The organism is Azospira sp. APE16 (assembly GCF_047901315.1).
Lineage (GTDB): Bacteria > Pseudomonadota > Gammaproteobacteria > Burkholderiales > Rhodocyclaceae > Azospira > Azospira oryzae.
In genome coordinates this window covers 2,507,933-2,533,779 of the sequence record NZ_CP179682.1, presented here as the reverse complement: position 1 = coordinate 2,533,779, position 25,847 = coordinate 2,507,933, and the positions used below count along the sequence as shown (strand labels likewise).

Below are 25,847 nucleotides of genomic sequence, written 5' to 3'. Positions count from 1 at the left end.
GCCTACTGGCCGGCCGCCAGCAGGGCCTGTTTTTCTTCCCGCAGTTTCTCTCCCAGCTGGAACACCGCCATGGCGTAGAAGCTGGAGCGGTTGTAGCGGCTGATCACCCAGAAATTCTGTTCCCCCAGCCAGTATTCCGTCGGCGCATCCGGCGTCACCAGGTCCACCATGGCATAGCGGGCCCCGTCCGGGCCCGGGGCGGCCAGGCCGGCCTGGCGCAGGGCGCTGGCGCTTTGCCGCAGGGTGAGGTCGGTCTGAGTCAGTTCCGCCGGGGGCTCCGTGCCCAGGGGCAGGGGATGGGCCACCGGGGCGCCGGTCTGCCAGCCGTGCTGGGCGAGGAAGCTGGCGACGCTGCCGATGGCGTCCTCCGGGCTGTTGCGCAGATCAATCTGGCCGTCGCCGTCGAAGTCCACGGCGAAGCGGCGCTGGCTGCTGGGCATGAACTGGGGAATGCCGATGGCGCCGGCGTAGGAGCCCTTGATCTCGAGGGGCGACTGGCGGTTCTCCCGGGCCAGCAGCAGGAAGTTTTCCAGCTCGCCGCGGAAGAACTCGGCCCGGGGTGGGTAGCGGAAGGCCAGGGTGGCCAGGGCCTGCAGCACGGAATAGCGGCCGGTATTGCGTCCGTATTCGGTTTCGACGCCGATGATGGCGACGATGATTTCCTCCGGCACGCCATAGACGGCGCTGGCCTTGGCGATGGTGGCGGCGTGGCGCTGCCAGAAAAGCAGGCCCTGCTGGCTGCGGCGGTCGTTCACGAAACGTTCCCGGTAGCGCTGCCAGGAGCGGCGTTCGGCGCTGGCGGCGGGCTGGATGGCGCTGAGCACGGAGGCGTTGGGGCCGGTGGCGGCGAACAGGGATTTCAGTTCCGCCTCGCTGAAGCCGTGGCGCTGGGCCATGTCGGCGGCGAAGGCGGCGGCCTGTTCGTCGTTGGCGAAGGTTTCCTGGGGGCGGGCGCCGGCGGCGAAAGCGGGGGCGGCCAGGAGCGGGATGAATAGGGCGATTCGGGCGGCACTGCGCCGCAAGGCATGTTTCAAGAGGGTCTCCGGGATGGTAGCTCGCGGATGCAGGCGGCTAGCCGTTCTAGCAGTTGTTGTCGGTCACGGGGCGCCAATGGTGGCCCATAGCGCAGGGTGGCGTAAAGCCCCGCAATGGCTTCGGCCTGGGGCGCCAGGGTGGGCAGGCGCTGTCCCAGCCGGCGGCCGTAGGCCAGAGGGCCTTCCCACGGGGCCCGCGCCAGGTCCGGGGCGAGGCGGGCGCTGCGGCGGCAGAAGCGCTGCCACAGGCGCTCTTCCGGGGCCAGGCGGGGGCGCCGGCCCAGGCTCCACAGGGTCAGCAGAAGCAAGAGCAGGCCGCAGCCGGCGGCCAGGGCGGCGCTCATATTGCGCCAGTCCGGCTGCTGCAGGCCGAGGCGGGAGAGCAGCTGGCGCTGGCGTTCCGGGGTGTAGCCGAGGACCCACTGGTTCCAGGCGTTGTTGGCTGCTTCCCAGCGGTGGCGCAGGCGCACCAGCCAATCCAGGTCCACCCGGGCCAGCAGGGGCAGGGCTTCGTCGTCGGGCAGGGCGGCGGCGATGCCGGCCTCGATGCGCGCCGGGGAAATGGCGGCGGTGGGGTCCACCCGCCGCCAGCCCTGGTCTTCCAGCCAGACTTCGGCCCAGGCGTGGGCGTCGGACTGGCGCACCGTCAGGTAGCCGTCCACCGGGTTGATGTCGCCGCCCTGGTAGCCGGTCACCACCCGGGCCGGCACGCCGGCGGCCCGCATCAGGACGACGAAGGCCGAGGCGTAGTGTTCGCAGAAACCGCGGCGGGTGGCGAACAGGAACTCGTCCACCCCGTCCCGTCCCAGCAGGGGCGCGCGCAGGGTGTAGAAGAAGGGTTCCTGGCGGAAGTGGGCCAGGGCCCGCTGCACCAGGCTGGCCGGGCGGGGATCGGCGCGACGCCACTGTTCCGCCAGTTCCCGGGTGCGCGGATTGCGTTCTGCCGGCAACTGCAGGGCCCGCTGCAACACCAGGGGCTGCTCCTGGCGGTTGTGGCGGTAGTCCAGCACCGAGCGGAAGGCCTGCCGGCTGCGGCTGGTCAGGGGCGCCGGCGCCAGCACCTGCAGGTCGTAGCCGATGCTGGCCTCGGCGGGGACGGCAGTGGGGCTGTCCAGGGCCAGCAGCCAGCGCTGGTTGTGGGGTTCCAGGGTGGTGACGTAGGCCACTTCCGGTCCCCGGGCTTCCACCTGGGGCTTGCGGTGGGGCAGGAAGCGGGCGCGCCAGACGCCGTCGGCGAAATGGTCCAGCACCGGGCCGCGCCAGTAGAGCTGGGCCCGGGGCGGCGTCTCGCCCTGGAACTGGACGCGGAAGGCGATGCTGCCGTTCTGGATGAGATTGGCCAGGCTGCCCGGGGCCATGGTCTCCGAGAGGCCGCTGAGCCCGGCATGGGCGTCCCGGGGCAGGCCCCAGAGGGGGCCGGAGATGCGCGGAAAGAGCAGGTACAGCACCAGCATGAAGGGCAGGGCCTGCAGGGTCAGCACACCGGCGTAGCGCAGGCTGGCCAGGGGCCGGGCCCGGTCGTCGCCGTGCAGGCGCAGCAGGGTTGCCGTGAGCAGCACCAGGGCCAGGAGCATCCACAGGCCGGTGGGAATACTCTGGGAGTGGAAGTAGTGGGTGAGCAGGAGGAAGTAACCCAGCATCAGCACCACCACCCCGTCCCGGCGTTGCCTCAGTTCCATCAGCTTGAGGGCCAGGAACAGCACCAGCAGGCTGACACCCGCATCCCGGCCGAGCAGGGTGCGGTATTCGACGACGATGGCGGCCAGGCTGCCGAGGGACACCAGGGACAGCCGCCAGCGGGGCGGCAGGGGTAGCTGGCGCAGCCACAGCCAGGCGCGCCAGGCCAGGACCAGGCCGGCAATGGCAGTGAGCCAGAGGGGCTGGTGCAGGGTGTGGGGCCCGGCCGTGGCGAGGGCGCACAGCAGCAGCCAGGGCAGCACGCTGTGGGGCAGGGGCGCCGGCAGCGGACGGCGCTGCCGGCGCCAGGGCAGGCGCCACATCATGGCTGCCTGGCTCCGGGGGGCGACCACAGGGCCAGGGTTTCCAGGCAGCGCTGGCGGTGGGCCGGGCCGTTGCCCCGGGGGGTGTCCACTCCGGGCAGCTGCAGGCCGTAGCTCAGGCCCTCGGCTTCCGCCGCCAGGACCCAGCCGGTGAGGAGGGAGAGGCCCCGTTCCACGTCGCAGCCGGGGGGCAGGTCCTGCCAGTCGAGGCGGATTTCCTCGGCGCCGCCGCCGGCAAAGTGCTTCACCGGCAGGGGCCGTTCCGCCGGCTCCCGGGCTGCCGCCTTCCAGGCGATGTGGCGCAGGGGGTCGGCCGGCTGGCGCGGACGCAGCCCGGCGAAGTCCTCCTGGCCGTTGCCGCCCCGGCTGTCGCCGGCCTGGGGCACGCTGCGGGCCCGGGGCAGGGGGCTGGACTGGGGCGCGGGATAGACCAGGTGCCGGGCCGCGGGCAGAAAGTAGGCCCAGGCGCGGAAGAGGCCCAGGGGATAGACGCTGGCGACGGTCAGCCGCGGCAGGGGGCGGTAGCCCCGGGGCTGGGGCGGCAGGGGCAGGCTGACGCTGCTGCTGTCCGGGAGGTCCAGTTCCGCCAGGATGGGGCCGGCGCCGGCGTCCAGGGCCAGGGCCCGTCGCGGCCGGGTGTCGGGGCGGTCCAGGTGCAGGGTCAGGCGGGCCTGCTCGCCGGCGAAGACCGGGGCCACGGTGCCGGCCTGGAGCCCCAGGCCGAGCAGGTTGCGGAAGGTATGCACCATGGCCACCAGTCCCAGGCCCGCCAGCAGGAACACCAGGGCGTGGCCCAGGGCCAGGTCGTAATTGATGGCCCCCAGCAGCATCACCACCAGGGCCAGGGCGTAGAGGAGGCCGCTGCGGGTAGGCAGGATGTAGATGCGCCGCCGCTCCAGGCGGACTGCGCCGCCCTCGGGCTGGAGACGGAATAGCCAGCGTTGCCAGCGCTGGGTGAGGGCGCGCAGGTCCATGGGGGCAGGCTGCCGGTTCAGGGCAGGGCCACGCCGCGCAGCAGGGCCAGGGCTTCCTCGGGACTGGCATGGCCGCTGCCCTGGGCCAGGGGCAGGCGGTGGCAGGCGAGGGCGGGCCAGACGGCCTGGACGTCTTCCGGCAGCACCTGGCGGCGTCCGGCCAGGTAGGCCCAGGCCCGGGACACCGCCAGCAGGGCCAGGGCGGCCCGGGGGCTGAGACCGTGGCGGAAGGCGGGGGCGCGCCGGCTGGCTTCCACCAGGGCCTGCACATAGTCGAGCAGGGGCGGCGCCGCATGGACCCGCGCCACCTCGTCCTGCAATCCGGCCAGGGCCGGGGGCGTCAGGCAGGGCGCCAGCGCAGCCACCTGGCTGCGGCGGCCGCCGGATTCGAGCAGGGCCCGTTCGGCCCGGCTGTCCGGGTAGCCCAGTTCCAGGCGCAGGAGGAAACGGTCCAGCTGGGACTCGGGCAGGGGAAAGGTGCCGACCTGGTGGGCCGGGTTCTGGGTGGCGATGACGAAAAAGGGTTCCGGCAGGGGCCGGGTGATGCCTTCGGCGGTCACCTGGTGTTCTTCCATGGCTTCGAGCAGGGCGCTCTGGGTCTTCGGCGTGGCCCGGTTGATTTCGTCGGCCAGCACCACCTGGGTGAAGATGGGGCCGGGGAGGAAACGGAAGTCGGCGTGTTCCCGGTCGAAGATGGAGACGCCCAGGATGTCCGCCGGCAGCATGTCGCTGGTGAACTGGATGCGCTGGAAGTCCAGGCCCAGCAGCCGGGCCAGGGTGTGGGCCAGGGTGGTCTTGCCGACGCCGGGCAGGTCCTCGATGAGCAGGTGGCCCCGGGCCAGCAGGCAGGCCAGGGCCAGCCGGACCTGGGTGTCCTTGCCGAGGATGACGCGGTTGGCGGCATCGAGGACGGCGGCGATGCCGTCGCCCGGAGAGGTCTGGGAGGCTGGAAGGGGCATGGCTTGTGGCTTCCCGATGTTGGGATAATAATCACAGATGAGAACGGTAGCAGCACGAACGATTATATCCATAACCAAAATCCGGACCGGGAGGAGACGTCTCCGTACAGGAGACAGCGCACCCAGGGCCGCTCAACGCTCGGACGACCTACGTGACCACCACCGCCTTCATTACCCATCGGGACTGCCAGTTGCATGACATGGGGTCCTACCACCCGGAATGTCCCGCCCGTCTCACGGCCATCAGCGACCAGATGATCGCCCAGGGGCTGGATCCCTATTTTTCCTACTACGATGCGCCCCTGGCCACCCTGGAGCAGATGCTGCGCGCCCACTCGCCGGCCTACCTGGAGCGGCTCAAGCGCACGGCCCCGGAAAACGGCATCGCCCACCTGGACCCGGATACGGCCATGAATCCCCACACCTGGACGGCGGCCCAACGCTCCGCCGGCGCCGGCGTCATGGCCGTGGATCTGGTGCTGAAGGGCGAGGCCACCGATGCCTTCTGTGCCATCCGCCCCCCCGGCCACCACGCCGAGCGGGAAAACTGCATGGGCTTCTGCTTCGTCAACAACATCGCCGTGGCGGCCCGCCATGCCCTGGAAGTCCATGGCCTGAAGCGGGTGGCCATCGTCGATTTCGACGTGCACCACGGCAACGGCACCGAAGACATCTTCAAGGACGATCCGCGGGTGCTCATGGTCAGCATGTTCCAGCACCCCTTCTTCCCCTACAGCGGGGCCGACGGGACTGCCGACAACATGTGCAACGTGCCCCTGCCGGCCGGTACCGGCGGCGAGGACTTCCGCATGGTCGTTTCCGACATCTGGCTGCCCCGCCTGCACGAGTTCCGGCCCGAGCTGCTGTTCATTTCCGCCGGCTTCGACGCCCACTACGAAGACGACATGGGCAGCATGAAGCTGGTGGAGTCCGACTTCGCCTGGGTCACCCAGCAACTGAAAACGGTGGCCCAGCGCCACTGCCAGGGGCGCATCGTTTCCATGCTGGAAGGCGGTTACGTCCTCTCCTCCCTGGCGCGCAGCGTTTGCGCCCACCTGCGGGCCCTGGCCGATCTCTGAGCCTTGCCCGGGACCCGGGCGCCTCAGGCCCGGGTCACATTCCTTTACACTTCTGCCCTGATCTTCGGGGTAGAATCCTGCGATCATTTTTCCCGAATTCGTGACCTCCATGATTACCGGTTCCATTGTTGCCATCGTCACCCCCATGTCCGACGATGGCCGTCTCGATTACGACAGCCTGAAGAAGCTCATCGATTTCCACGTACAGGAAGGGACGGACGGCATCGTCATCGTCGGCACCAGCGGCGAGTCCCCCACCGTCAATGTGGACGAGCATGCCGAGCTGATCCGTACCACGGTCAAGCATGCGGCCGGCCGGATTCCGGTGATCGCCGGCACCGGCGCCAATTCCACTTCCGAGGCCATCGAGCTGACCCGCTTCGCCAAGAGCGTCGGCGCCGATGCGGCCCTCTCCGTGGTGCCCTACTACAACAAGCCGACCCAGGAAGGCCTGTACCAGCATTTCCGTTCCATCGCCGAAGCGGTGGATATCCCGGTGATCCTCTACAACGTGCCCGGCCGCACCGTGGCGGACATGTCCAACGACACCGCCCTGCGCCTGGCCCAGATCGACAACGTGGTGGGCATCAAGGACGCCACCGGCAACCTGGAGCGGGGCGCCGACCTGATCGCCCGCGCCCCGGCCGACTTCGCCGTCTATAGCGGTGACGACGCCTCCGCCGTGGCCCTGATCCTGCTGGGCGGCAAGGGCGACATTTCCGTCACCGCCAACGTGGCGCCGCGCCTGATGCACGAGATGTGCGCCGCCGCCCTGGCCGGCGACGTGGCCAAGGCCCGGGAAATCCACTTCAAGCTGCTGGGACTGCACCGCCATCTGTTCTGCGAAGCCAATCCCATCCCGGTGAAGTGGGCCGTGCAGCAACTGGGCCTCATCCCCGGCGGCATCCGCCTGCCCCTGACCACCCTCTCGCCCGAATGCCACGAGCGGGTGCGCTCTGCCATGCGCCAGGCCGGCGTGCTTGCCTAAGTTACGGAATCCCATGAAGCGTATCGTTTGCACGCCCCTGGTGGCGTCCCTCCTGCTGGCAGGGTGCAGCGGCATCCTGCCGGAATCGAAGAAGATTGATTACAAGTCGGCCATCAAGGCCCCGACCCTGGAGATTCCTCCGGACCTGACCTCTCCCACCCGGGATGACCGCTATGCGGTGCCGGATACGGGCGGCCGCGGCAGTGCCACCTTCTCCGCCTATGCGGCCGAGCGGGATCCCCAGGCCCGGGGCTCCGCCAAGAGCAGCGAAGTGCTGCCCCAGGTGGACAAGACCCGCATCGAGCGTTCCGGTACCCAGCGGTGGCTGGTGGTGGCCGGCACCCCTGACCAGGTCTGGCCCATGATCAAGGACTTCTGGCAGGAGACCGGCTTCCTGGTCAACGTGGAAGTGCCCGAGGCCGGCGTGATGGAAACCGACTGGGCTGAAAACCGCGCCAAGATCGGCGAGGACATCATCCGCAGCACCCTGGGCAAGATGTTCGACTCCCTCTATTCCACCGCTGAGCGCGACAAGTTCCGCACCCGTATCGAACCGGGTGCCGAGCCGGGCACCGTGGATATTTTCATCAGCCATCGCGGCATGTATGAGGTGTATATCTCCGAGGGCAAGGACCAGACCCGCTGGCAGCCCCGGGAAGCGGATCCGGAACTGGAGGCGGAGATGCTGCGCCGCCTGATGGTCCGGTTCGGCACGGAAGAGAAGAAGGCCGAGGCCATGGTGGCTGCGGCCAAGGACCGTCAGGTCGAGCGGGCCAAACTGACCCGGGCCGATGACGGCCAGGGCGCCCTGGAACTGCAGGAACGCTTCGACCGGGCCTGGCGCCGCGTCGGCCTGTCCCTGGATCGGGTCGGCTTCACCGTGGAAGACCGGGATCGCTCCAAGGGTCTGTTCTTCGTCCGTTATGTGGACCCGGAAGTGGACGACAAGAAGGCCGACAAGAGCTTCATGTCCAAGCTGGCCTTCTGGAAGGGTGACGACAAGTCCGATTCCAAGATCCAGTACCGCATCCTGGTCAAGGATCAGGGCAGCAGTTGTACCGTCCAGGTGCTTTCCCGCGAAGGCGGTGTGGACCGTTCCGATACCGCCAAGAAGATTCTGGGCCTGCTGTACGAGCAGTTGAAGTAAGCGACCGCCGCCATGCGCTTCGCCTCCCTGGGAAGCGGCAGCCGGGGCAACGGTCTGTTGGTCGAGTCCGGTGGCACGCGCGTGCTGCTGGACTGCGGCTTCTCCCTGCGGGAAGTCACTTACCGGTTGCAGCGCCTGGGGGTGGAGCCGGAAACCCTGGCCGGCGTGCTGGTCACCCATGAGCATTCCGACCATCTGGCCGGTGTGGTGCGCCTGGCTGCCAGGTTCAACCTGCCGGTGTGGCTGACTCCGGGTACCGCGACCATGCTGTCGGAGTCCGAGTCCGCCTACGGGCAGCTACGGCGTATCGACAGCCAGCAGTCCCTGGCTGTCGGCGATCTGGAAATCCTGCCTTTCACCGTACCCCACGACGCTCGGGAGCCCGTCCAGTATGTCTTTGGCGACGGCAACCGGCGCCTGGGCGTGCTCACCGATTGCGGCAGCCTGACCTCCCACGTGCTGGAGGTATTGCAGGCCTGCGACGGCCTGTTCCTCGAATGCAACCACGATCCGGATCTGCTGGCCGCTTCCGTCTACCCGCCCTTCCTCAAGCGCCGTATCGGCGGCAGCCATGGCCACCTGGCCAACGACGTGGCGGCGGAATTGCTGACCCGTTTGGATACTTCCGCCCTGCAGCATGTGGTGGCCGCCCATCTGAGCGAGAAGTGCAACCGGCCCGAACTGGCCGTGGCCGCCTTGAGCGGGGCCCTGGGCTGTGCAGCGGAGTGGATCGGGGTGGCGGATCAGGAAAACGGGGTGGGGTGGCGCAGCTTCTGCTGATGGGGCCTGGGGGAGTTGCTTCTCGCCCGGGGAAAACAGGCAATAAAAAAGCCGACCCGGAGGTCGGCTTTTTTCTACTGCGCAACAGCGAGATTACTTCTTCTCGGCGGGAGCGGCAGCAGCTTCAGCGGGGGCAGCAGCGGCGGGAGCAGCAGCGCCTTCGGCGGGCTTGGCAGCGTCAGCAGCGGGAGCGGCAGCTTCAGCGGGGGCAGCAGCGGGAGCGGCCGGAGCAGCGGGAGCTTCAGCAGCGGGGGCCGGAGCGGCGACGACGGGTTCTTCTTTCTTGCCGCAAGCGGAAACGGCCAGGGCAACCAGAGCAGCAACGAGGAGAGAGTGCTTCATTGTTTATTCCCTATCAATTAGTGTGTGATCCAAACAATCCTGAGGCTGATCAGCCAGGGGGGGCTAATCAGGGCGGCATTATAGCAGTAAATTCAGCCGGGTATAGCCTGCAAGGCCCTTTTCTATACGCCTGGCATGTAACAGATTGTCACAGACCCAGGGGGGTATGGGCGACCGCGCTGCACCCTTCGGCCAGGATGGACTCGAAACGCTTGGCGTAGGGGTGGCAGGCCCGGGCATCGGCCTCGATGCATTTGCCCCGGGGCTGTTCCCGGTGGAAGCGCAGCAGGGCGTGCTCGGCATCGATCAGGACCATGGCGTCCTGCAGGTTGGCCAGGCTTTCCGGGGCCTGCAGCCAGGTGAAGGCGTGGCCGTGCTGGCGCGCCAGCTGTACCAGCCGGGGGCAGCCGGTCTGGCTGGGGCCGGGGTGCTGCAGCACCAGGGTCAGGCGGGTATTGGGGCGGCGCAGGAACTCCTGCAGCAGGGCGATCCGCTCCGGGCTTTCCAGCGGAAAACTGGACAGGTCGCCGTCGAAGATGCGGATGGACTGCTGCGCCAGGGGCAGCAGCTGGAGCAGGGCCGCATCCAGTTCGGTGCGGCTGGTGAGAAGGCGTTCAGGCATGGCGGGCTCCGGTGGAGTGCCTACCATAGCAACCGCCATGGGGCGGCGCAACCGCCGCCGCCGGCTGGCTTTGCCTTTGCCGGCGCGCTGGTAGAATGGCGCCTTTTTTCGGGGGATGGGCCCATGCCTGTCGGCAAGATCGAATCCTTGGACCACGACGCTCGGGGCGTGACGCGCCTGGAGGGCAAGACCGTGTTCGTGGAAGGCGCCCTCCCCGGGGAAACGGTGGAGTACGCCCTGTTCCGGGAGAAACCCAATTACGCCGTGGGGGAGGTCAGCGCCGTGCTGCGCCCCTCCTGCGCCCGGGTTCCTCCCCGCTGTCCCCATTTCGGCATCTGCGGCGGCTGCAGCATGCAGCACCTGGAGCCCACCGCCCAGGTGGCGGCCAAGCAGCGCCTGCTGGAAAACAATCTGTGGCATCTGGCCCGGCTCAAGCCGGATCAGGTCTACAACCCCATCTACGGCCCCACCTGGGGCTATCGCCACCGGGCCCGGCTGACCGTGCGCATGGTGGAATCCAAGGGGATGCTGGTGGGCTTCCACGAGAAGCGCAGCAGCTATGTGGCCGACCTGCATACCTGTCCCATCCTGTCGGCCCACGTTTCCGACCTGCTGGTGCCCCTGCGCCAGCTCTTCGTGCGCCTCTCGATCCGGGACCGGCTGCCCCAGGTGGAAATCGCCGTGGGCGAGAAGTGCACGGTGATGGTGCTGCGCATCCTGGAGCCCCTCAGCGGGGCCGACGAGAAGCTGCTGCGGGCCTTTGCCGACGAGCACGGCATCGTTTTCTTCCTGCAGCCCAAGGGGCCAGCTTCGGCCTACCGCTTCCATCCCGTGGATGGTCCTGACCTCTCCTACCTGCTGCCGGAGTTCGGGCTGGAAATGCGTTTTTCCCCCACCGAATTCACCCAGGTCAATCCGGGCATCAACCAGATGCTCATCCGCCGCGCCATGCGCCTGCTGGACCCCCAGCCCGGGGAGCGCATCGCCGACCTGTTCTGCGGCCTGGGCAACTTCACCCTGCCCATCGCCCGCAGTGGCGCCCGGGTGGTGGGGGTGGAAGGCCTCAAGGAACTGACCCGGCGGGCCGAGGAGAATGCGGCGGCCAACGGCCTGGCGGCCAACGTTTCCTTCGGCGTCGCCAATCTCTTTGAATGCACGCCCAAGTCCCTCGGGGCCTTGGGCCATTTCGACAAGATGCTGATCGACCCGCCCCGGGAAGGGGCGGTGGAAGTGGTCAAGGCCCTGGGGGAGGGTAGTCCCGGCCGCATCGTCTATGTCTCCTGCAACCCCTCCACCCTGGCCCGGGACGCGGCCATCCTGGTGCATCAGAAGGGCTACCGCTTCAGTGGCGCTGGCATCGTGAACATGTTCCCCCACACTTCCCACGTGGAATCCATCGCTCTGTTCGAGAAGGCATAGCCGCCAAAAAGCAGGTTCCCCGGAAAGCAGAAGGGACGCCATTCTCCAGCTTGATGCTCTGGAGAATGGCGTCCCTCTTGTCTTTCAGGGTGCCTACTACTTCAGACCCATGGACGCCTCAATCTCGGTGTCCTCTGTGTCCTCTGTGGCTAAAAAGCCCTTAACCCACCTCAGCCGATCATCCCCGCGCCGATGGTGTTGTTGGTGCTTTCATCGATGACGATGAAGGCGCCGGTGGCTCGGTTCTGGCTGTAGGGGTCGATGAACAGGGGCTGGGCCAGCTTGAAGCTGACGCGGGCGATGTCGTTCATCTGCAGCTTGTCCGTGGCCTGCTGTTCCAGGGTGTTCACGTCCACCCGGTAATCGATGCTGGCCACCTTGGCCTTCACTTCCCGGGTGGTGTGGCGGATCAGGTAGGTGCGGGCCCGGTCCAGGGGCGTTTCCGCCAGCCAGCAGACGGTGGTGTCGATTTGCTTCACCACCTGGGGCTGGGCCGCGCTGCGCACGATCATGTCGCCCCGGGAGATGTCGATCTCGTCTTCCAGCAGCAGGGTCACGGATTGCTCGGAGACGGCCGCGGGAATGCTCTGGCCGCCGATCTGGATGTCCTTGACCCTGGTTTCCCGACCGGAAGGCAGCACGGTGACCGCTTCACCGACAGCCAGCTCGCCGGATTCGACCCGGCCCATGAAGCCCCGGTAGTCGTGCAGTTCCGGATTGGCGGAGTCCTGGGGGCGGCAGACGAACTGCACCGGGAAGCGGAAGGCTTCGGCCTGCTCGCTGTGGGCGCCGGGAGCGGCTTCGAGAATTTCCAGCAGGGTCGGGCCCTTGTACCAGGAAAGGGCTTCGCCCCGGTCCACCACCATGTCGCCGTTGAGGGCGGAGAGGGGGATGAAGCGTACGTCCCTGATGCCCAGCTGGGCGGCGAAGGCCAGGTAGTCGGCCTTGATCTTCTCGAACACGGCCTGGTCGTAATTGACCAGATCCATCTTGTTCACCGCCACCAGCAGGTGGGGGATGTTCACCAGGTGGGCCAGGTAGGAATGGCGCCGGGTCTGGGTCAGCACGCCCTTGCGCGCATCCACCAGGATGATGGCCAGATTGGCGGTGGAGGCGGCGGTCACCATGTTGCGGGTGTACTGCTCGTGGCCCGGGGCGTCGGCGATGATGTACTTGCGGGTGCCGGTGCTGAAGTAGCGGTAGGCCACGTCGATGGTGATGCCCTGTTCCCGCTCGGCCTGCAGGCCGTCGGTGAGCAGGGAGAGGTCCACCGCTTCCATGCCGCGCTTCTGGGAGGTGCGCTCGATGGCGGAGAGGGTGTCGGCCAGGATGGTCTTGGTGTCGAACAGCAGGCGCCCGATCAGGGTGCTCTTGCCGTCGTCCACGCTGCCGCAGGTGAGGAAGCGCAGCAGGCCGTGATCTTCAATTTTTTCGGGGGCGGACATCAGAAATACCCTTCCTTCTTACGCTGTTCCATGGAGGCCTCGCTGGTCTGGTCGTCCAGACGGGTGGCGCCCCGTTCGGTGATGGTGGTGGTGGCGGTTTCGAGAACGATCTTCTCCACCGTGTCGGCGTCGGATTCCACCGGAGCGGTGCAGGAGATGTCGCCCACGGTGCGGAAGCGCACCTGCAGGTCGATGATTTCCTCGCCGGCCTTGGGCAGGTTGGTCAGCTCGCCGGAAACCAGGGGCACATTGACCGGGACGATGGCGCCCTGGCGCATCACCACCGGGCGGGTGTGGGCGAAGTAGATGGAGGGCAACTCCAGGCCTTCCCGTTCGATGTACTGCCAGACGTCCATTTCCGTCCAGTTGGAAATGGGGAAGGCGCGGATGTTCTCCCCCTTGTGGGCCCGGGCGTTGTAGAGGTTCCACAGCTCGGGGCGCTGGTTCTTCGGGTCCCATTGGCCGAACTCGTCGCGGAAGCTCATGATGCGCTCCTTGGCCCGGGCCTTTTCCTCGTCCCGGCGGGCGCCGCCGATGCAGCAGTCGAAACCGAATTCCTCGATGGCTTCGAGCAGGGTCACGGACTGGTGCTTGTTGCGGGATTCGCCCTCATGCTTGAGCACCACGGTGCCGCGCTTCATGGAGTCTTCCACGGAGCGCACGATGAGGCGCTCGCCCAGCTCGGCGGCCCGCTTGTCGCGGAATTCCACCACCTCGCGGTAGTTGTGGCCGGTGTCGATGTGCATCAGGGGGAAGGGGAAACGGCCGGGGCGGAAGGCCTTTTCGGCGATACGCAGCATGCAGATGGAGTCCTTGCCGCCGGAGAAGAGCAGCACCGGGTTGGCGCACTGGCCGGCCACTTCACGCATGATGTGAATGGCCTCCGCCTCGAGCCAGTCGAGGTGGGAGAGGGTTTGCTTGGTCAGAGTGGTCATTTTTCAGTACCGGGTCGCAACGTTTTCTAAGATCGGCGGAGCTTGCAGGCGAGGCCTACTTCTTGTGCAGGCCGCATTCCTTGGTCTCGGGATTGTGTCTTCGGCCGGTGCTAGCGCACCTTAACTTTTGCAAAGTTAGCCTACGACGAAATCCTTCAACTTACTTCTTGTGCAAGCCACACTCCTTCGTTTCAGGATTTTCCCACCACCAGCGGCCGGAGCGGATGTCCTCGCCGGGGGTGACGGAGCGGGTACAGGGGGCGCAGCCGATGCTGGGGTAGAACTGGTCGTGCAGCTTGTTGTAGGGCACGCCATTATCCAGCAGATAGGCCCACACTTCCTTCTCGCTCCAGTCGGCCAGGGGGTTGAACTTCTCCAGGCCGTTGGTTTCGTCGAACAGGCGCACCGCCAGGCCGTCCCGGGTGGCGGCCTGCTGGGCGCGCATGCCGGTGATCCAGGCCTGCTTGCCGGCCAGGGCCCGCTGCAGGGGCTCCACCTTGCGCACGTAGCAACAGCCCTTGCGCAGTTCGATGGATTCGTAAAAGGCGTTGATGCCGTTGGCCCGCACGTATTCCTCGGTGAGGTCGTGGCGGGGGTAGAAAACCTTGAGCTTGAGGCCGTAGTGCTGTTGCACGGCGGCCATCAGGTCGTAGGTTTCCAGGGGCAGGCGGCCCGTATCCAGGGAGAAGATTTCGATGGGCAGGCCCGCCTTGACGATGAGGTCGGTCAGCACCATGTCCTCGGCCCCCAGGCTGTTGGCGAAGGTGGCCGGGGAGAAGTCCCGGGCGATCTGGGCCAGCAGGGTCTTGGCGGCTTCCGCCTTGGCCGCAGTGGCGGCCCGCAGCTCGTCGGAGACGCGGAACTGGGCGGGAATGACGCTCATGCGGCCCTCCGGCGGAAGAGGGGCTGGGGCTGGTCCACCGCGGCCTGGTAGGGGGTCTTGAAGGTGTCGAAGAGGGCCAGGGCCTTGTCCGCGTCCTTGTCGGCGCGCAGGGCGAAGGCGTCGATGCCGCAGCGGGCCATGAGGAACAGCTGGTCCGGCAGCACGTCGCCGATGGCGCGGATTTCGCCCTGGTAGCCGTAGCGCTCCCGCAGCAGGCGGGCGGCGGAGTAGCCGCGGCCGTCGGTGAATTTGGGGAAATCCACGGCGATCACGGACAGCTGGGCCAGGTCGTCGGCCAGGCTTTCGGGACCTTCGCCGGCGGCCAGCCACACGCCCACCGGGGCGGCAGGGCTGGAAGCGGCCAGCAGCGCGGATTTCCGGGCATGCCAGACGGAGAGGGGCACCAGTACCGGGCCCTGGGGCAGGTCAATGGTGTCGGCCGTCTCGCCTTCGGCCAGGCGCAGCACGCTCCAGCTGTCTTCGACGACGGCGCGGTTCTTGATGATGCGGGTCATGGTCGTTCCTTTATTCCGTGTCGATGGGTCAGGCGGCTTTCTTGCCCTTGAGGCGGTCGCCGTACACCTTGTCCTTGAAGGGCTCCACGCCCAGGCGGTCCAGGGTGTCTATGAACAGCTCGTCCTCGTGGCGGTTGTCCAGGTAGACCCGGATCAGCTTTTCCACCACGCCGGCCACTTCGTCGGCGGGGAAGGAGGGGCCGATGACCTTGCCCAGGTGGGCGTTGTTGCCCTGACGGCCGCCCAGGGTGATCTGGTACCACTCCTCGTTGCCCTTATCCACGCCCAGCACGCCGATGTGGCCTACGTGGTGGTGGCCGCAGGAGTTCATGCAGCCGGAGATGTTGAGCTCGATGTCGCCGATGTCGTAGAGGTAGTCCAGGTCTTCGAACTTGGCCTGGATGGCGTTGGCGATGGGGATGGACTTGGCGTTGGCCAGGTCGCAGAAATCGCCGCCGGGGCAGCAGATCATGTCCGTGATGAGGCCGATGTTGGGCGTGGCCAGGGCGGCGGCCTTGGCGTCCTGCCACAGGGCCTGCAGCTCGTCCTGGCGCACGTCGGCTAGCACCAGGTTCTGCTCGTGGGTGACGCGCACCTCGCTGAAGCTGTAGCGGTCGGCCAGGTCGGCCACCCGGTCCATCTGCACATCGCTGACGTCGCCCGGGGCGGTGCCCGGCTTCTTCAGGGAAAGGGTGACGGCGGCGTAGCCCGGCACCCGGTGGGGCCGCACATTGCGCTCCACCCAGCGGGCGAAGGCGGGCTGCTCGGCCTGGGCCTGGACAAAGCTTTCGTCGATGGCCGGCAGCTGCGCGTAGGCGGGGGGATTGAAGAAGGCCGCCACCCGGTCGTATTCGGCCTGGGTGATGGTGGCCGGGCCGCCCTTGAGGTGGGTCCATTCGGCTTCCACCTGCTCGGCGAATTTTTCCACGCCCAGGGCCTGCACCAGGATCTTGATGCGGGCCTTGTAGGCGTTGTCGCGGCGGCCGTAGCGGTTGTAGACCCGCAGGATGGCTTCGTTATAGGTGAGGATGTCCTGCCAGGGCAGGAACTCGCGCACCACCTGGCCGCGGATGGGGGTGCGCCCCAGGCCGCCGCCGACGATGACGCGGAAGCCCACTTCGCCCGCCTCGTTCTTGCGGATGTGCAGGCCGATGTCGTGGAACCAGGTCAGGGCCCGGTCTTCCAGGGCACCATTCACGGCGATCTTGAACTTGCGCGGCAGGAAGGCAAATTCCGGGTGGAAGGTGCTCCACTGGCGCAGCAGTTCGCACAGGGGCCGGGGGTCCAGGATTTCATCGGCGGCGACGCCGGCGAACTGGTCCGTGGTGACGTTGCGGATGCAGTTGCCGGAGGTCTGGATGGCGTGCATTTCCACCTCCGCCAGTTCCGCTAGGGCGTCGGGCACCCGCTCCAGGGGAATCCAGTTGAACTGCAGGTTGTGGCGGGTGGTGAAGTGGCCGTAGCCCTTGTCGTAGTCCCGGGCGATCTTGGCCAGGCGGCGCAGCTGGGCGCTCGACAGCATGCCGTAGGGCACGGCGACGCGGAACATGGGCGCATGGCGCTGGATGTAGAGGCCGTTCTGCAGGCGCAGGGGGCGGAACTCCTCGTCCGAGAGTTCACCGGCCTTCCAGCGGCGCACCTGGTCCCGGAATTGGGCTACCCGTTCCTGGACGAGGGCGTGGTCATAATTGTCGTAACGGTACATCGTAGGGCCTCGGGCGAAAGAGTCTTAGTGGGCAATGAGTTTGGCGCCGATCAGCACCAGCATGGTGGCCAGGATGGGGCGCAGGATTTTATCCGGTACTTTGGCCGAAATGTGGCTGCCGACCCAGATGCCGGGCAGGGAGCCGATCAGCAGGGCCGTCAGCAGCTGCCAGTCCACGCTGCCCATGAGCCAGTGGCCGGTGCCTGCCACCAGGGTCAGGGGCACGGCGTGGGCCACGTCGCTGCCGACGATACGCACGGCGGGCAGCTTGGGGTAGAGGAAGAACAGGGCGGCCACGCCCAGGGCGCCGGCGCCGACGGAGGAAATGGACACCAGCACCCCCAGGGTGGCGCCCACCGTGATGGTGATAGGCGTCTGATGCCGTTGCACGAAGGAAGTTTCGTGGCTCAGGGCGTAGGACTGCAGCTTCTTGCGGAAAATGATGGCACAGGCGGTGAGCAGCAGGGCGATGCCCAGGCAGAGGGAGATCAGGCCGGTGGTTTCCGGCCCCTGCTTGGGCAGGTGGGCCAGGATGTAGAGGGTGACGGCGGTGGCGGGCATGCTGCCGGCGGCCAGCAGGCCGACGATGCGCCATTCCACATGCCCCTTGCGCGAATGCACCACGGTGCCGCCGGCCTTGGTCACGGCAGCGTAGAGCAGGTCGGTGCCGACGGCGGTGGCCGGGTGGATGCCGAACAGGAGCACCAGCAGGGGGGTCATGAGGGAACCGCCGCCGACGCCCGTCAAACCGACGATGGCGCCGACTACGAATCCAGAGAGGGTATACAGCCAGTCCATGGTGCGCCTTGTCGTGAAGTGGGGCGCATCGTAACAGCCGTTTATTTGCCTCAAAAGAATATCGTGCTACATTGATATAACCTAAAGTTATTAGCAGGCTATGTCATGAAGCTGCAGCAACTGCGTTATCTGGTCGAGGTTTCCCGCCGCGGACTGAATGTTTCCGAGGCGGCGGAAGCACTCTACACCTCCCAGCCCGGAGTCTCCAAACAGATCAAGATGCTGGAGGACGAACTGGGCATCATCGTCTTCGAGCGCAGCGGCAAGCGCCTCACCGGCATCACCGAGCCGGGCAAGGCGGTGCTGGAAATATCCAACCGCATCCTGCGGGAGGCGGAAAACCTCAAGCGGGTGGGCGAGGAATACGCCGGCGGCGATTCCGGCAGCCTGGTCATCGCCACCACCCACACCCAGGCTCGCTACGCCCTGCCGCAAGTGGTAAAGCGCTTCACCGAACGCTATCCCCGGGTGCGCCTCAACCTGCACCAGGGCAGCCCGACCCAGATCGCCGAGTGGGCGGCCAACGGCGAGGCCGACATCGCCATCGCCACCGAGGCCCTGGACCACGTGCCCAACCTGGTGACCATGCCCTGCTACCAGTGGCCCCACTGCGTCATCGCCCCGGCCGGCCACCCCATTCTGGAGCAGGGGCCCCTCTCCCTCTCGGTACTGGCCCGTTTTCCCCTGATTACCTACGATCCGGCCTTCACCGGCGGCGGCCGCATCAGCAGCGCCTTCGAACGCCACGGCCTGACGCCCAACGTGGTCCTCTCCGCCATCGACGCGGACGTGATCAAGACCTACGTCACCCTGGGTCTGGGTCTGGGCATCATCGCCCGCATCGCCTTCGACCCGGAGCGGGACGGCCGGCAGAACGGCCTGGTGGCCCTGGATGCGGGCCATCTGTTCGAGTCCAACACCACCCGCCTGGCCCTGCGCCGGGGGACTTACCTGCGCCGCTATGAATATGATTTCATTGAGTTGTTTGCGCCGCACCTGACGCGCAAGGCGGTGGAAAAGTCCATGGAAGGCGCCCTTTCCGGCGGCGCCAGCCGGGGCGAGGACGAGTACCAGCTCTGACCTGTCGCTGCCGATTCTCCCGGGTTCGTTGTTTTCCTTGATTTTCCTTGGAAAACCACGTTATACTCGCCGGCTTTCCAACCTTGCCCTACCTGCGAACGCATGGCGGAGGGCTGTTAGCCAAAAGGAGAATACATGCGCCATTACGAAATCGTATTTATCGTCCATCCGGACCAGAGCGAGCAGGTTCCGGCCATGGTCGAACGTTACCGTTCGATCGTGACCACCCGCAGCGGCGTGATCCATCGTCTGGAAGACTGGGGCCGTCGTCAGCTGGCCTACCCGATCCAGAAGGTTCACAAGGCCCACTACGTGCTGATGAACATCGAGTGCGACGGCGAGACCCTGAACGAACTGGAGCATTCCTTCAAGTTCAACGACGCCGTGCTGCGTCACCTCACCGTCAAGACCAAGGCTGCGACGACTACTCCTTCCCCCATGATGAAGGAAGAGAAGTCCAAGTCCCTGCTCGAAGGCAAGGCTGAAGCCCCCGCTGCCGAAGCGGCCCCGGCTGCCTAATTAATCGTTGGCTGCTGCGAAGCTGACTGAAAACCGCGTAGTCATCACCGGGACGCTGATCGAACACAAACCCTTGCGTTACACCCCCGCCGGCGTGCCGGTGAGTGAAGGGCGCCTGCGCCACGAATCAGAAATGATCGAAGCCGGCCACCCCCGCAAGGTCGAATGTGAAGTCAACGTCGTTGCCCTGGGAACCACAGCCAAATGGCTGCAGAATGCCGGGCCCGGCAAGGCGGTAAGACTCGAAGGGTTTCTCGCCCTGAAGAGCAAGAACAGCCGGCAGCCCATGTTGCACGTAGAACGAATCGAATTTTTGGAAGGAAATGAAAATGGCTCGACCGTTTTTCAAGAAGAAGGACGATGACAAGAAAAAGCGCCGCGGTGGCGGCATGTTCAAGCGCCGCAAGTTCTGCCGCTTCACTGCCGAGAAGATCGTCGAGATCGACTACAAGGACGTGGACCTGCTGAAGGACTTCATCGCTGAAAACGCCAAGATCATGCCGGCCCGCCTGACCGGCACCAAGGCCCACTACCAGCGCCAGCTGGGCGTCGCCGTCAAGCGCGCTCGCTACCTGGCCCTGCTGCCCTACACCGACAACCACGTTTAATCGGGAGAGAGAAACATGCAAATCATTCTTCTGGAAAAGGTTGTCAACCTGGGTAACCTGGGCGACGTGGTCAAGGTCAAGGACGGCTACGCCCGTAACTTCCTGATCCCCCAGCGCAAGGCCAAGCGTGCCACCCCCGCCGCCCTGGCTGAATTCGAAGTCAAGCGCGCCGAGCTGGAAAAGGCCCAGGCCGACAAGCTGGCCGCCGCCGAAGCCCAAGCCGGTCAACTGAACGGCCTGATGGTCCAGATCAGCCGCAAGGCCGGTATGGACGGCCGTCTGTTCGGTTCCGTCTCCAACTTCGACGTCGCCGAAGCCCTGGAAGCCCAGGGTCAGAAGGTCGAGAAGGCTGCCATCCGCATGCCCAACGGCCACCTGAAGGCCATCGGTGACTACCCCATCGATATCGCCCTGCACACCGACGTGATCGCCCAGATCACCGTCTCCGTCCTCGGCGAGCACTAAGCCTCAAGCGCCCTGCGGGGCGTCTTGCGCAAAGGCCTTGCAGGTTGATCCTGTAAGGCCTTTTTCTTTTCTGCCGGCATCGGCAGAGGGCCGCAATCTGCGGCGGCAGAGTAGAATTGCCCTTCCTCGACATTGACCTCGCCATGAACAAGCCCCGTCGTTTCTCCCGCTCCGACCCTTCCGATTCCCCCATCGATCCGGCCCTGGCCCAGTTGCGGGTGCCGCCCAATTCCCTGGAGGCCGAACAGTCCCTGCTGGGCGGCCTGCTGCTGGACAACCAGGCCTGGGACAAGGTGGGCGACATGGTCGCCGAGGGCGACTTCTACCGGGACGAACACCGGCGCATTTTCCGCCAGATCCAGCGCCTGCTTTCCCTGGGCAAGCCGGCGGACGTGGTGACGGTGTCCGAGGCTCTGGATGCGGCTGGCGAGACCGAACATACCGGCGGCCTGGCCTATCTGGGCGAGCTGGCGGCCAATACGCCGTCGGCCTCCAACATCCGCCGCTACGCCGAAATCGTGCGGGAGCGGGCCATCCTGCGCCAGCTGGTGACGGCCGGCGACGAGATCGCTTCCAGCGCCCTCAACCCCCTGGGCCGGGATGCCAAGACCCTGCTCGACGAGGCCGAAACCCGGGTTTTCGAAATCGCGGAAAAGGGCGCCCATTCCCAGCAGGGGTTCGTGCACATCAATCCCCTGCTCAACGAGGTGGTGCAGAAGATCGAGGAACTGCATGACCGGGACAATCCTTCCGACGTCACCGGCGTGCCCACCGGCTTCATCGACCTGGATTCCAAGACCTCCGGCCTGCAGCCCGGCGACCTCATCATCGTCGCTGGCCGCCCCTCCATGGGCAAGACCGCCTTCGCCCTCAACATCGCCGAATACGTGGCGGTGGAGCAGGGCCTGCCGGTGGGCGTGTTCTCCATGGAAATGGGCGGCGCCCAGCTGGCCATGCGGATGGTGGCGTCCCTCGGGCGCCTCGATTCCCACCGCCTGCGTACCGGCCGCCTCAACGACGAGGAGTGGTCCCGCCTCTCCATGGCCCTCGGCAAGATGCACGAGAAGCCCCTCTACATCGACGAGACCGGCGGCCTCAACCCCTTGGACCTGCGGGCCCGGGCCCGGCGCCTGGCGCGCCAGTACGGCGGCAAGCTGGGCCTGATCGTGATCGACTACCTGCAGCTGATGGTCTCCGCCAAGGCCGGCGGCGGCGAGAACCGGGCCACGGAAGTGTCGGAAATCTCCCGGGCCCTGAAGTCCCTGGCCAAGGAACTGTCGGTGCCGGTGATCGCCTTGTCCCAGCTGTCGCGGAAGGTGGAAGAGCGGACCGACAAGCGCCCCATGATGTCCGACTTGCGCGAATCCGGCGCCATCGAACAGGATGCGGACGTGATCATGATGATGTACCGGGACGACTACTACAACAAGGAAAAGAGCCAGTATCCGGGCCAGGCCGAAGTCATCATCGGCAAGCAGCGTAACGGCCCCACCGGCACGGTGCACCTCACCTTCCTCGGCGAATACACCCGCTTCGAGAACTGCGCCTTCCAGGGCAGCCGGGGTCCCGAGTACTGATCCTGGCGGGGCTCTCGGCGTGAAGACCCTGCTCGTCGTCTTCCACTCCCAGACCGGCGGCGCTGCCGCCATGGCCGAAGCCGCCGCCCGGGGCGCCGGCGACGAGCCGCTGGTGACGGTGCGCCTGTGCCATGCCGACAGCGTCGGCCCGGCGGACCTGCTGGCGGCCGATGCCTATCTCTTCGTCACGCCGGAATACCTGGGGGCCATGGCCGGCCGTCTCAAGGATTTCTTCGACCGCAGCTACTACCCCGTCCTGGATCGCCTCAACGGCCGTCCCTGCGCCGTCCTGGTGTGCGCCGGCAGCGACGGCCAGGGGGCGGCCCGGCAGGTGATGCGCATCGCCACCGGCTGGCGCCTCAAGGCGGTGGCCGAGCCCCTCATCGTGTGCACCCGGGCCCAGACGCCGGAGGCCATCCTGGCTCCCAAGATTCTGGTGGCGGATGATCTGGATCGCTGCGCCGAAGTGGGCGCCGCCCTGGCGGCAGGCCTGGCCCTCGGCATCTACTGAAGGCCGTACCGGAGCGGCGGGCCCGCTCCGCTGCATCCCCGGGGGGCAATGGGGGCGGCGCTGTTCCGGCCATATTCCCGTAGATATAGAAAAGACGCCATTCTCCGCCGCATGTGCCTGGAGAATGGCGTCCTTATTGCCTTCCATGGCTTCCCCTGGTGGGAGGGAAGCGTCTGCCGGGACTAGCCCTCGCTGGGACGGGCTTCCAGGCTGATGCCGCCCTGGCGGCCCAGCAGGCGCACGCTGCCGTCCCGCTCCACCTGGGCCAGCAGGGGCCGGTCCACCACCGGCAGGGATTCGCCGGGGCCCTGGGGCAGATGCACCCCGTCGGCACTGCTGTAGGCGGCCCAGTTCATTTCCCAGAAGCCGAAGAGACGCTTGCGCAGGGCGCCGCTGTCCCCGTCCTGGCGCTGGGCCAGGGCCGCATCGGCCGGGTCCACCGGCACCCAGCCGTAGAAGGGGGCGTGGAATTCGGCGCGCCAGTGCTGGGCGGTGGAAACGTCGCCGCTGGCGCCCAGGCTGGGGGACTGGCGGGAAGGGCCGAGACGCTGGCCGCTGACCCGGCGGGCGGGAATGCCGCAGGCCCGGCACAGGGCGACGAAGATGCCGGCCAGGCCGGCACCGCCGTCGTTGCGGGCGCAGAGGGCGGCCTGGATGGACTCGGGGGCGCCGCTGCAGCTGATGCCGTGATCCACCACCCAGTCGTAGATGGCCAGGGCCTGGGGCATGGGTTCCCGGATGCGGCCGGTAATGCGTTCGGCCAGCTCGGCCAGCACGTCCTGGGGCCAGGGGCCCAGGCTCTGCAGGTTCTGGTTGAGCACTTCCTCCGTCTCCGGCGTAGCGCCGCGGCGGGTGATGTCGAACAGGCGCTGGCGGGTGCCCAGGCGCAGCTTCAGTTCCAGGGTCGGAGCCCGGGTGCCGGCGGGCCATTCGGCGAAGAAGGTCAGCAGGCCGCTGTCCCCGTCCCGGCGCAGGCCGGCCTTGCCGTAGTTGCCCTGCCAGTCCAGGTCTTCCACCCGCTGCCAGTCGTTTTCCGAAGGTACGGGAATCCAGGCCCGCAGGGGCTGGCCGCTGTCCGGCGCGGCGACCTTGACCACCAGGTCGTAATGGCGCCAGGACTGCTGGCGCGGGCGGGGCAGGGGGGCCGGGCGCATGCCGGTGACGTGGCCGGCGGGCGGCTGGTTGGGGGCGGAGGGACGCAGGTTGGCGGTATTGCCCCGGGCGTTGCTTTTGGCCGGAGCCGCCTTGGCGCCGGCCTTGCCGGCCGGCTTCTTGGCCGTCGCCTTGGCGGCGGGCTTGGAACTTGTATTGGTATTGGTTTTCTTGGCAGCGAGGACGCTACCGGGAGCGACGGCAAGGCCGCCGGCAAGCGCGAGAAAGGCACGGCGCTTCATGCTCAGTCCTCCGGAAAAACTAAAGCCGCACCAGGTGCGGCTTTAGGGGGATGAAAACGTGGAAAAATTATAGCACTTCGGCCGCGTGGTCAGCCAAGCGGGAACGCTCGCCCCGTTGCAGGGTGATGTGGCCGGAGTGGGTCCAGCCCTTGAAGCGGTCCACCACGTAGGTGAGACCGGAGGAACCCTCGGTCAGGTAGGGCGTGTCGATCTGGGCGATGTTGCCCAGGCAGACCACCTTGGTGCCCGGGCCGGCCCGGGTGATGAGGGTCTTCATCTGCTTCGGCGTCAGGTTCTGGGCCTCGTCGATGATCAGGTACTTGTTGATGAAGGTGCGGCCCCGCATGAAGTTGAGGGACTTGACCTTGATGCGGCTGCGGATCAGGTCCCGGGTGGCGGCCCGGCCCCAGTCGCCGGCCTCGTCGTCGGTCTTGTTGAGCACGTCCAGGTTGTCCTCCAGGGCACCCATCCAGGGGGCCATCTTCTCCTCCTCGGTGCCGGGCAGGAAGCCGATGTCTTCGCCTACCGGCACCGTCACCCGGGTCATGATGATCTCCGAGTACTGCTTGGTCTCCAGCACCTGGGTCAGGCCCGCGGCCAGGGTCAGCAGGGTCTTGCCGGTGCCGGCCTGGCCCAGCAGGGTGATGAAATCCACCTCCGGGTCCATCAGCAGGTTGAGGGCGAAATTCTGTTCCCGGTTGCGGGCGGTGATGCCCCAGACGTTGTTCTTGGGGTGGGTGAAGTCGATCAGGGTTTCCAGCTCGGCGCTCTTGCCTGCAACGTTGCGCACCAGGGCGTAGAGGGGCTGGGGACCTTCCTGGTAGACGAATTCGTTGACCAGCAGGTGGGAGCAGAGGGGCCCCTTGATGCGGTAGTAGGTGCGGCCTTCCCGCTTGCCCGACTCCATGCCCTGGCCGTGCTTGTCCCAGAAGTCCGCCGGCAGTTCCCGCACGCCGGTGTACAGCAGGTCAGTGTCTTCCAGGACCTTGTCGTTGAAGTAGTCCTCGGCGGCCAGGCCCAGGGTGCGGGCCTTGATGCGCATGTTGATGTCTTTCGACACCAGGATCACGGAGCGCTTTGGGTAACGGCGCTGCAGGTGGAAGACGACGGCCAGGATCTGGTTGTCGTACTTGGAGGTGGGCAGGGCCTGGGGCAGTTCGGAACTGATGGCCTCGGTCTGCAGGAACAGGTGGCCGGTGGCCAGCTTGCTGGACGGGGTTTCCAGGGAAATGCCGCCCTCGATCTCGTCGCCGGCGTGGGCCAGGATGTCGTCCAGGGTACGGCTGGCCTGGCGGGCATTGCGGGAGATTTCCGACATGCCTTTCTTGTTGTTGTCCAGTTCCTCCAGCACCATCATCGGCAGGAACACGTCGTGTTCCTCGAAGCGGAAGAGGCTGGTTGGATCGTGCATCAGCACGTTGGTGTCGAGGACGAAAATCTTGCAGCGGGAAGAGGCGGTGGAGGAAGAGGAGGCTACCGTTTTGCTGCTCGCGGCGGGTTTGCGGGCCATGGGGCGTCCTGTCGGTCGAGGGTCAGAGGGATGTGACGAAATCGAGTACTTCCTGGGCGTGGCCGGGCACCTTCACCCCGCGCCATTCCTTGCGCAGCTTGCCTTTGCCGTCGATGACGAAGGTGCTGCGCTCGATGCCCCTTACCTGTTTCCCATACATGTTTTTCAATTTCATGACACCGAACAGGGAACACAGGGTTTCGTCCGGATCGGAGATCAGGTCGAAGGGCAGGTTCTGCTTGGTACGGAAATTTTCGTGGGACTTGAGGGAATCCCGGGATACCCCGAGGACCAGGGCGCCGGCGGCGACGAATTGCGGGTGCAGGTCGCGGAACTGCTGGGCTTCGGTGGTACAGCCGGGGGTGCTGTCCTTGGGGTAGAAGTAGAGGACGACGGTCTTGCCGGCGTGGGCGGAGAGGGTGAAGGGGCTGGTGCCGGTGGCCGGCAGGGAGAAGTCGGGAACGCTGCTGTCGGGGGAGAGGGGGGTATCGGCCATATTGGAGCTCCGTGGTTTTTTGTCCATTGTTGGAGCAAACCCGGGAGCGGGTCAAGGCCGCC

27 protein-coding genes are annotated in these 25,847 nt (G+C 66.6%); 12 read left to right on the top strand and 15 right to left on the bottom strand.

The window, feature by feature from the left end; all coding sequences use genetic code 11:
• Positions 1–2 precede the first annotated feature (2 nt).
• From mltB to ACLSSQ_RS12125, 4 genes are read right to left on the bottom strand one after another with little or no spacing between them, the layout of a single operon-like run.
• Entirely contained in the window at positions 3–1,034 is a 1,032-nt protein-coding gene (gene mltB, locus ACLSSQ_RS12140; RefSeq protein ID WP_416242835.1) for a lytic murein transglycosylase B, read from the bottom strand.
• Positions 1,031–3,037: a transglutaminase TgpA family protein gene (locus ACLSSQ_RS12135; RefSeq protein ID WP_416242834.1), complete on the bottom strand. Its 2,007-nt coding sequence runs from the start codon at positions 3,035–3,037 to the stop codon at positions 1,031–1,033. The genes mltB and ACLSSQ_RS12135 overlap by 4 nt, the downstream gene beginning before the upstream one ends.
• A complete protein-coding gene (locus tag ACLSSQ_RS12130) occupies positions 3,034–4,008 on the bottom strand; it encodes a DUF58 domain-containing protein (RefSeq protein WP_416242833.1) in 975 nt (324 codons plus the stop codon). Before ACLSSQ_RS12130 ends, ACLSSQ_RS12135 begins: the two co-directional genes overlap by 4 nt.
• Positions 4,009–4,025: 17 nt before the next feature.
• On the bottom strand, positions 4,026–4,967 hold the full coding sequence (locus ACLSSQ_RS12125; protein ID WP_152089511.1) for an AAA family ATPase: 942 nt from the start codon (positions 4,965–4,967) through the stop codon (positions 4,026–4,028).
• A gap of 152 nt (positions 4,968–5,119) precedes the next feature.
• On the opposite strand from ACLSSQ_RS12125, the gene ACLSSQ_RS12120 reads away from it, so the two are divergent.
• The 4 genes from ACLSSQ_RS12120 (at position 5,120) to ACLSSQ_RS12105 (ending at position 8,961) form a co-directional block, all read left to right on the top strand.
• Entirely contained in the window at positions 5,120–6,046 is a 927-nt protein-coding gene (locus ACLSSQ_RS12120; RefSeq protein ID WP_014237046.1) for a histone deacetylase family protein, read from the top strand.
• Between the two features lie 109 nt (positions 6,047–6,155).
• On the top strand, positions 6,156–7,034 hold the full coding sequence (gene dapA / locus ACLSSQ_RS12115) for a 4-hydroxy-tetrahydrodipicolinate synthase (RefSeq protein ID WP_014237047.1): 879 nt from the start codon (positions 6,156–6,158) through the stop codon (positions 7,032–7,034).
• 13 nt (positions 7,035–7,047) lie between these two features.
• Positions 7,048–8,181, top strand: a complete 1,134-nt coding sequence (gene bamC / locus ACLSSQ_RS12110) for an outer membrane protein assembly factor BamC (RefSeq protein WP_014237048.1) — start codon at positions 7,048–7,050, stop codon at positions 8,179–8,181.
• 12 nt (positions 8,182–8,193) lie between these two features.
• Complete coding sequence (locus ACLSSQ_RS12105; protein WP_416242832.1) at positions 8,194–8,961, top strand: MBL fold metallo-hydrolase; 768 nt, start codon at positions 8,194–8,196, stop codon at positions 8,959–8,961.
• A gap of 93 nt (positions 8,962–9,054) precedes the next feature.
• Here the strand turns inward: ACLSSQ_RS12105 and ACLSSQ_RS12100 are convergent, their stop codons facing one another.
• Both ACLSSQ_RS12100 and ACLSSQ_RS12095 read right to left on the bottom strand, forming a co-directional pair.
• Positions 9,055–9,303 (bottom strand): hypothetical protein, encoded by a 249-nt coding sequence (locus ACLSSQ_RS12100; RefSeq protein WP_083833950.1) that lies wholly within the window; start codon positions 9,301–9,303, stop codon positions 9,055–9,057.
• Positions 9,304–9,451: 148 nt separating this feature from the next.
• Entirely contained in the window at positions 9,452–9,925 is a 474-nt protein-coding gene (locus ACLSSQ_RS12095; RefSeq protein WP_416242831.1) for a hypothetical protein, read from the bottom strand.
• Between the two features lie 123 nt (positions 9,926–10,048).
• On the opposite strand from ACLSSQ_RS12095, the gene rlmD reads away from it, so the two are divergent.
• Positions 10,049–11,344: a 23S rRNA (uracil(1939)-C(5))-methyltransferase RlmD gene (gene rlmD / locus ACLSSQ_RS12090; RefSeq protein WP_416242830.1), complete on the top strand. Its 1,296-nt coding sequence runs from the start codon at positions 10,049–10,051 to the stop codon at positions 11,342–11,344.
• 170 nt (positions 11,345–11,514) lie between these two features.
• Here the strand turns inward: rlmD and cysN are convergent, their stop codons facing one another.
• The 6 genes from cysN to ACLSSQ_RS12060 all read right to left on the bottom strand — a co-directional run bounded on the left by cysN (position 11,515) and on the right by ACLSSQ_RS12060 (position 17,625).
• Positions 11,515–12,789, bottom strand: coding sequence for a sulfate adenylyltransferase subunit CysN (gene cysN, locus ACLSSQ_RS12085; protein WP_416242829.1), 1,275 nt, complete (start codon positions 12,787–12,789; stop codon positions 11,515–11,517).
• Positions 12,789–13,724, bottom strand: coding sequence for a sulfate adenylyltransferase subunit CysD (gene cysD / locus ACLSSQ_RS12080; RefSeq protein ID WP_416242828.1), 936 nt, complete (start codon positions 13,722–13,724; stop codon positions 12,789–12,791). Before cysD ends, cysN begins: the two co-directional genes overlap by 1 nt.
• A 160-nt stretch (positions 13,725–13,884) precedes the next feature.
• On the bottom strand, positions 13,885–14,607 hold the full coding sequence (locus ACLSSQ_RS12075; RefSeq protein WP_416242827.1) for a phosphoadenylyl-sulfate reductase: 723 nt from the start codon (positions 14,605–14,607) through the stop codon (positions 13,885–13,887).
• Positions 14,604–15,122, bottom strand: coding sequence for a DUF934 domain-containing protein (locus ACLSSQ_RS12070; RefSeq protein ID WP_014237055.1), 519 nt, complete (start codon positions 15,120–15,122; stop codon positions 14,604–14,606). Before ACLSSQ_RS12070 ends, ACLSSQ_RS12075 begins: the two co-directional genes overlap by 4 nt.
• 28 nt (positions 15,123–15,150) lie before the next feature.
• Entirely contained in the window at positions 15,151–16,827 is a 1,677-nt protein-coding gene (locus tag ACLSSQ_RS12065; protein ID WP_416242826.1) for a nitrite/sulfite reductase, read from the bottom strand.
• A 24-nt stretch (positions 16,828–16,851) separates the two neighbouring features.
• A complete protein-coding gene (locus tag ACLSSQ_RS12060; protein WP_416242825.1) occupies positions 16,852–17,625 on the bottom strand; it encodes a sulfite exporter TauE/SafE family protein in 774 nt (257 codons plus the stop codon).
• A gap of 105 nt (positions 17,626–17,730) precedes the next feature.
• On the opposite strand from ACLSSQ_RS12060, the gene cysB reads away from it, so the two are divergent.
• The 7 genes from cysB (at position 17,731) to ACLSSQ_RS12025 (ending at position 22,385) form a co-directional block, all read left to right on the top strand.
• Complete coding sequence (cysB, locus tag ACLSSQ_RS12055) at positions 17,731–18,705, top strand: HTH-type transcriptional regulator CysB (protein WP_416242824.1); 975 nt, start codon at positions 17,731–17,733, stop codon at positions 18,703–18,705.
• Between the two features lie 135 nt (positions 18,706–18,840).
• Positions 18,841–19,224: a 30S ribosomal protein S6 gene (gene rpsF, locus ACLSSQ_RS12050; protein WP_416242823.1), complete on the top strand. Its 384-nt coding sequence runs from the start codon at positions 18,841–18,843 to the stop codon at positions 19,222–19,224.
• A 7-nt stretch (positions 19,225–19,231) separates the two neighbouring features.
• Positions 19,232–19,588, top strand: coding sequence for a primosomal replication protein N (gene priB, locus ACLSSQ_RS12045; RefSeq protein WP_416242822.1), 357 nt, complete (start codon positions 19,232–19,234; stop codon positions 19,586–19,588).
• 25 nt (positions 19,589–19,613) lie between these two features.
• On the top strand, positions 19,614–19,832 hold the full coding sequence (gene rpsR / locus ACLSSQ_RS12040) for a 30S ribosomal protein S18 (protein ID WP_232058886.1): 219 nt from the start codon (positions 19,614–19,616) through the stop codon (positions 19,830–19,832).
• A gap of 15 nt (positions 19,833–19,847) precedes the next feature.
• Entirely contained in the window at positions 19,848–20,297 is a 450-nt protein-coding gene (gene rplI, locus ACLSSQ_RS12035) for a 50S ribosomal protein L9 (protein ID WP_416242821.1), read from the top strand.
• A 143-nt stretch (positions 20,298–20,440) separates the two neighbouring features.
• Positions 20,441–21,874 carry a replicative DNA helicase gene (dnaB, locus tag ACLSSQ_RS12030; RefSeq protein WP_043799125.1) on the top strand — a complete coding sequence of 478 codons (1,434 nt, stop codon included), beginning with the start codon at positions 20,441–20,443 and terminating at the stop codon, positions 21,872–21,874.
• A 19-nt stretch (positions 21,875–21,893) separates the two neighbouring features.
• Positions 21,894–22,385 carry a flavodoxin family protein gene (locus tag ACLSSQ_RS12025; RefSeq protein ID WP_416242820.1) on the top strand — a complete coding sequence of 164 codons (492 nt, stop codon included), beginning with the start codon at positions 21,894–21,896 and terminating at the stop codon, positions 22,383–22,385.
• 182 nt (positions 22,386–22,567) lie between these two features.
• Here the strand turns inward: ACLSSQ_RS12025 and ACLSSQ_RS12020 are convergent, their stop codons facing one another.
• From ACLSSQ_RS12020 to ACLSSQ_RS12010, 3 genes are all read right to left on the bottom strand, one after another.
• Positions 22,568–23,779 carry a transglutaminase-like domain-containing protein gene (locus tag ACLSSQ_RS12020; protein ID WP_416242819.1) on the bottom strand — a complete coding sequence of 404 codons (1,212 nt, stop codon included), beginning with the start codon at positions 23,777–23,779 and terminating at the stop codon, positions 22,568–22,570.
• Positions 23,780–23,846: 67 nt separating this feature from the next.
• On the bottom strand, positions 23,847–25,289 hold the full coding sequence (locus ACLSSQ_RS12015; protein ID WP_416242817.1) for a PhoH family protein: 1,443 nt from the start codon (positions 25,287–25,289) through the stop codon (positions 23,847–23,849).
• A gap of 22 nt (positions 25,290–25,311) precedes the next feature.
• Positions 25,312–25,785 carry a peroxiredoxin gene (locus ACLSSQ_RS12010; RefSeq protein WP_014237067.1) on the bottom strand — a complete coding sequence of 158 codons (474 nt, stop codon included), beginning with the start codon at positions 25,783–25,785 and terminating at the stop codon, positions 25,312–25,314.
• Between the last annotated feature and the right edge of the window lie 62 nt (positions 25,786–25,847).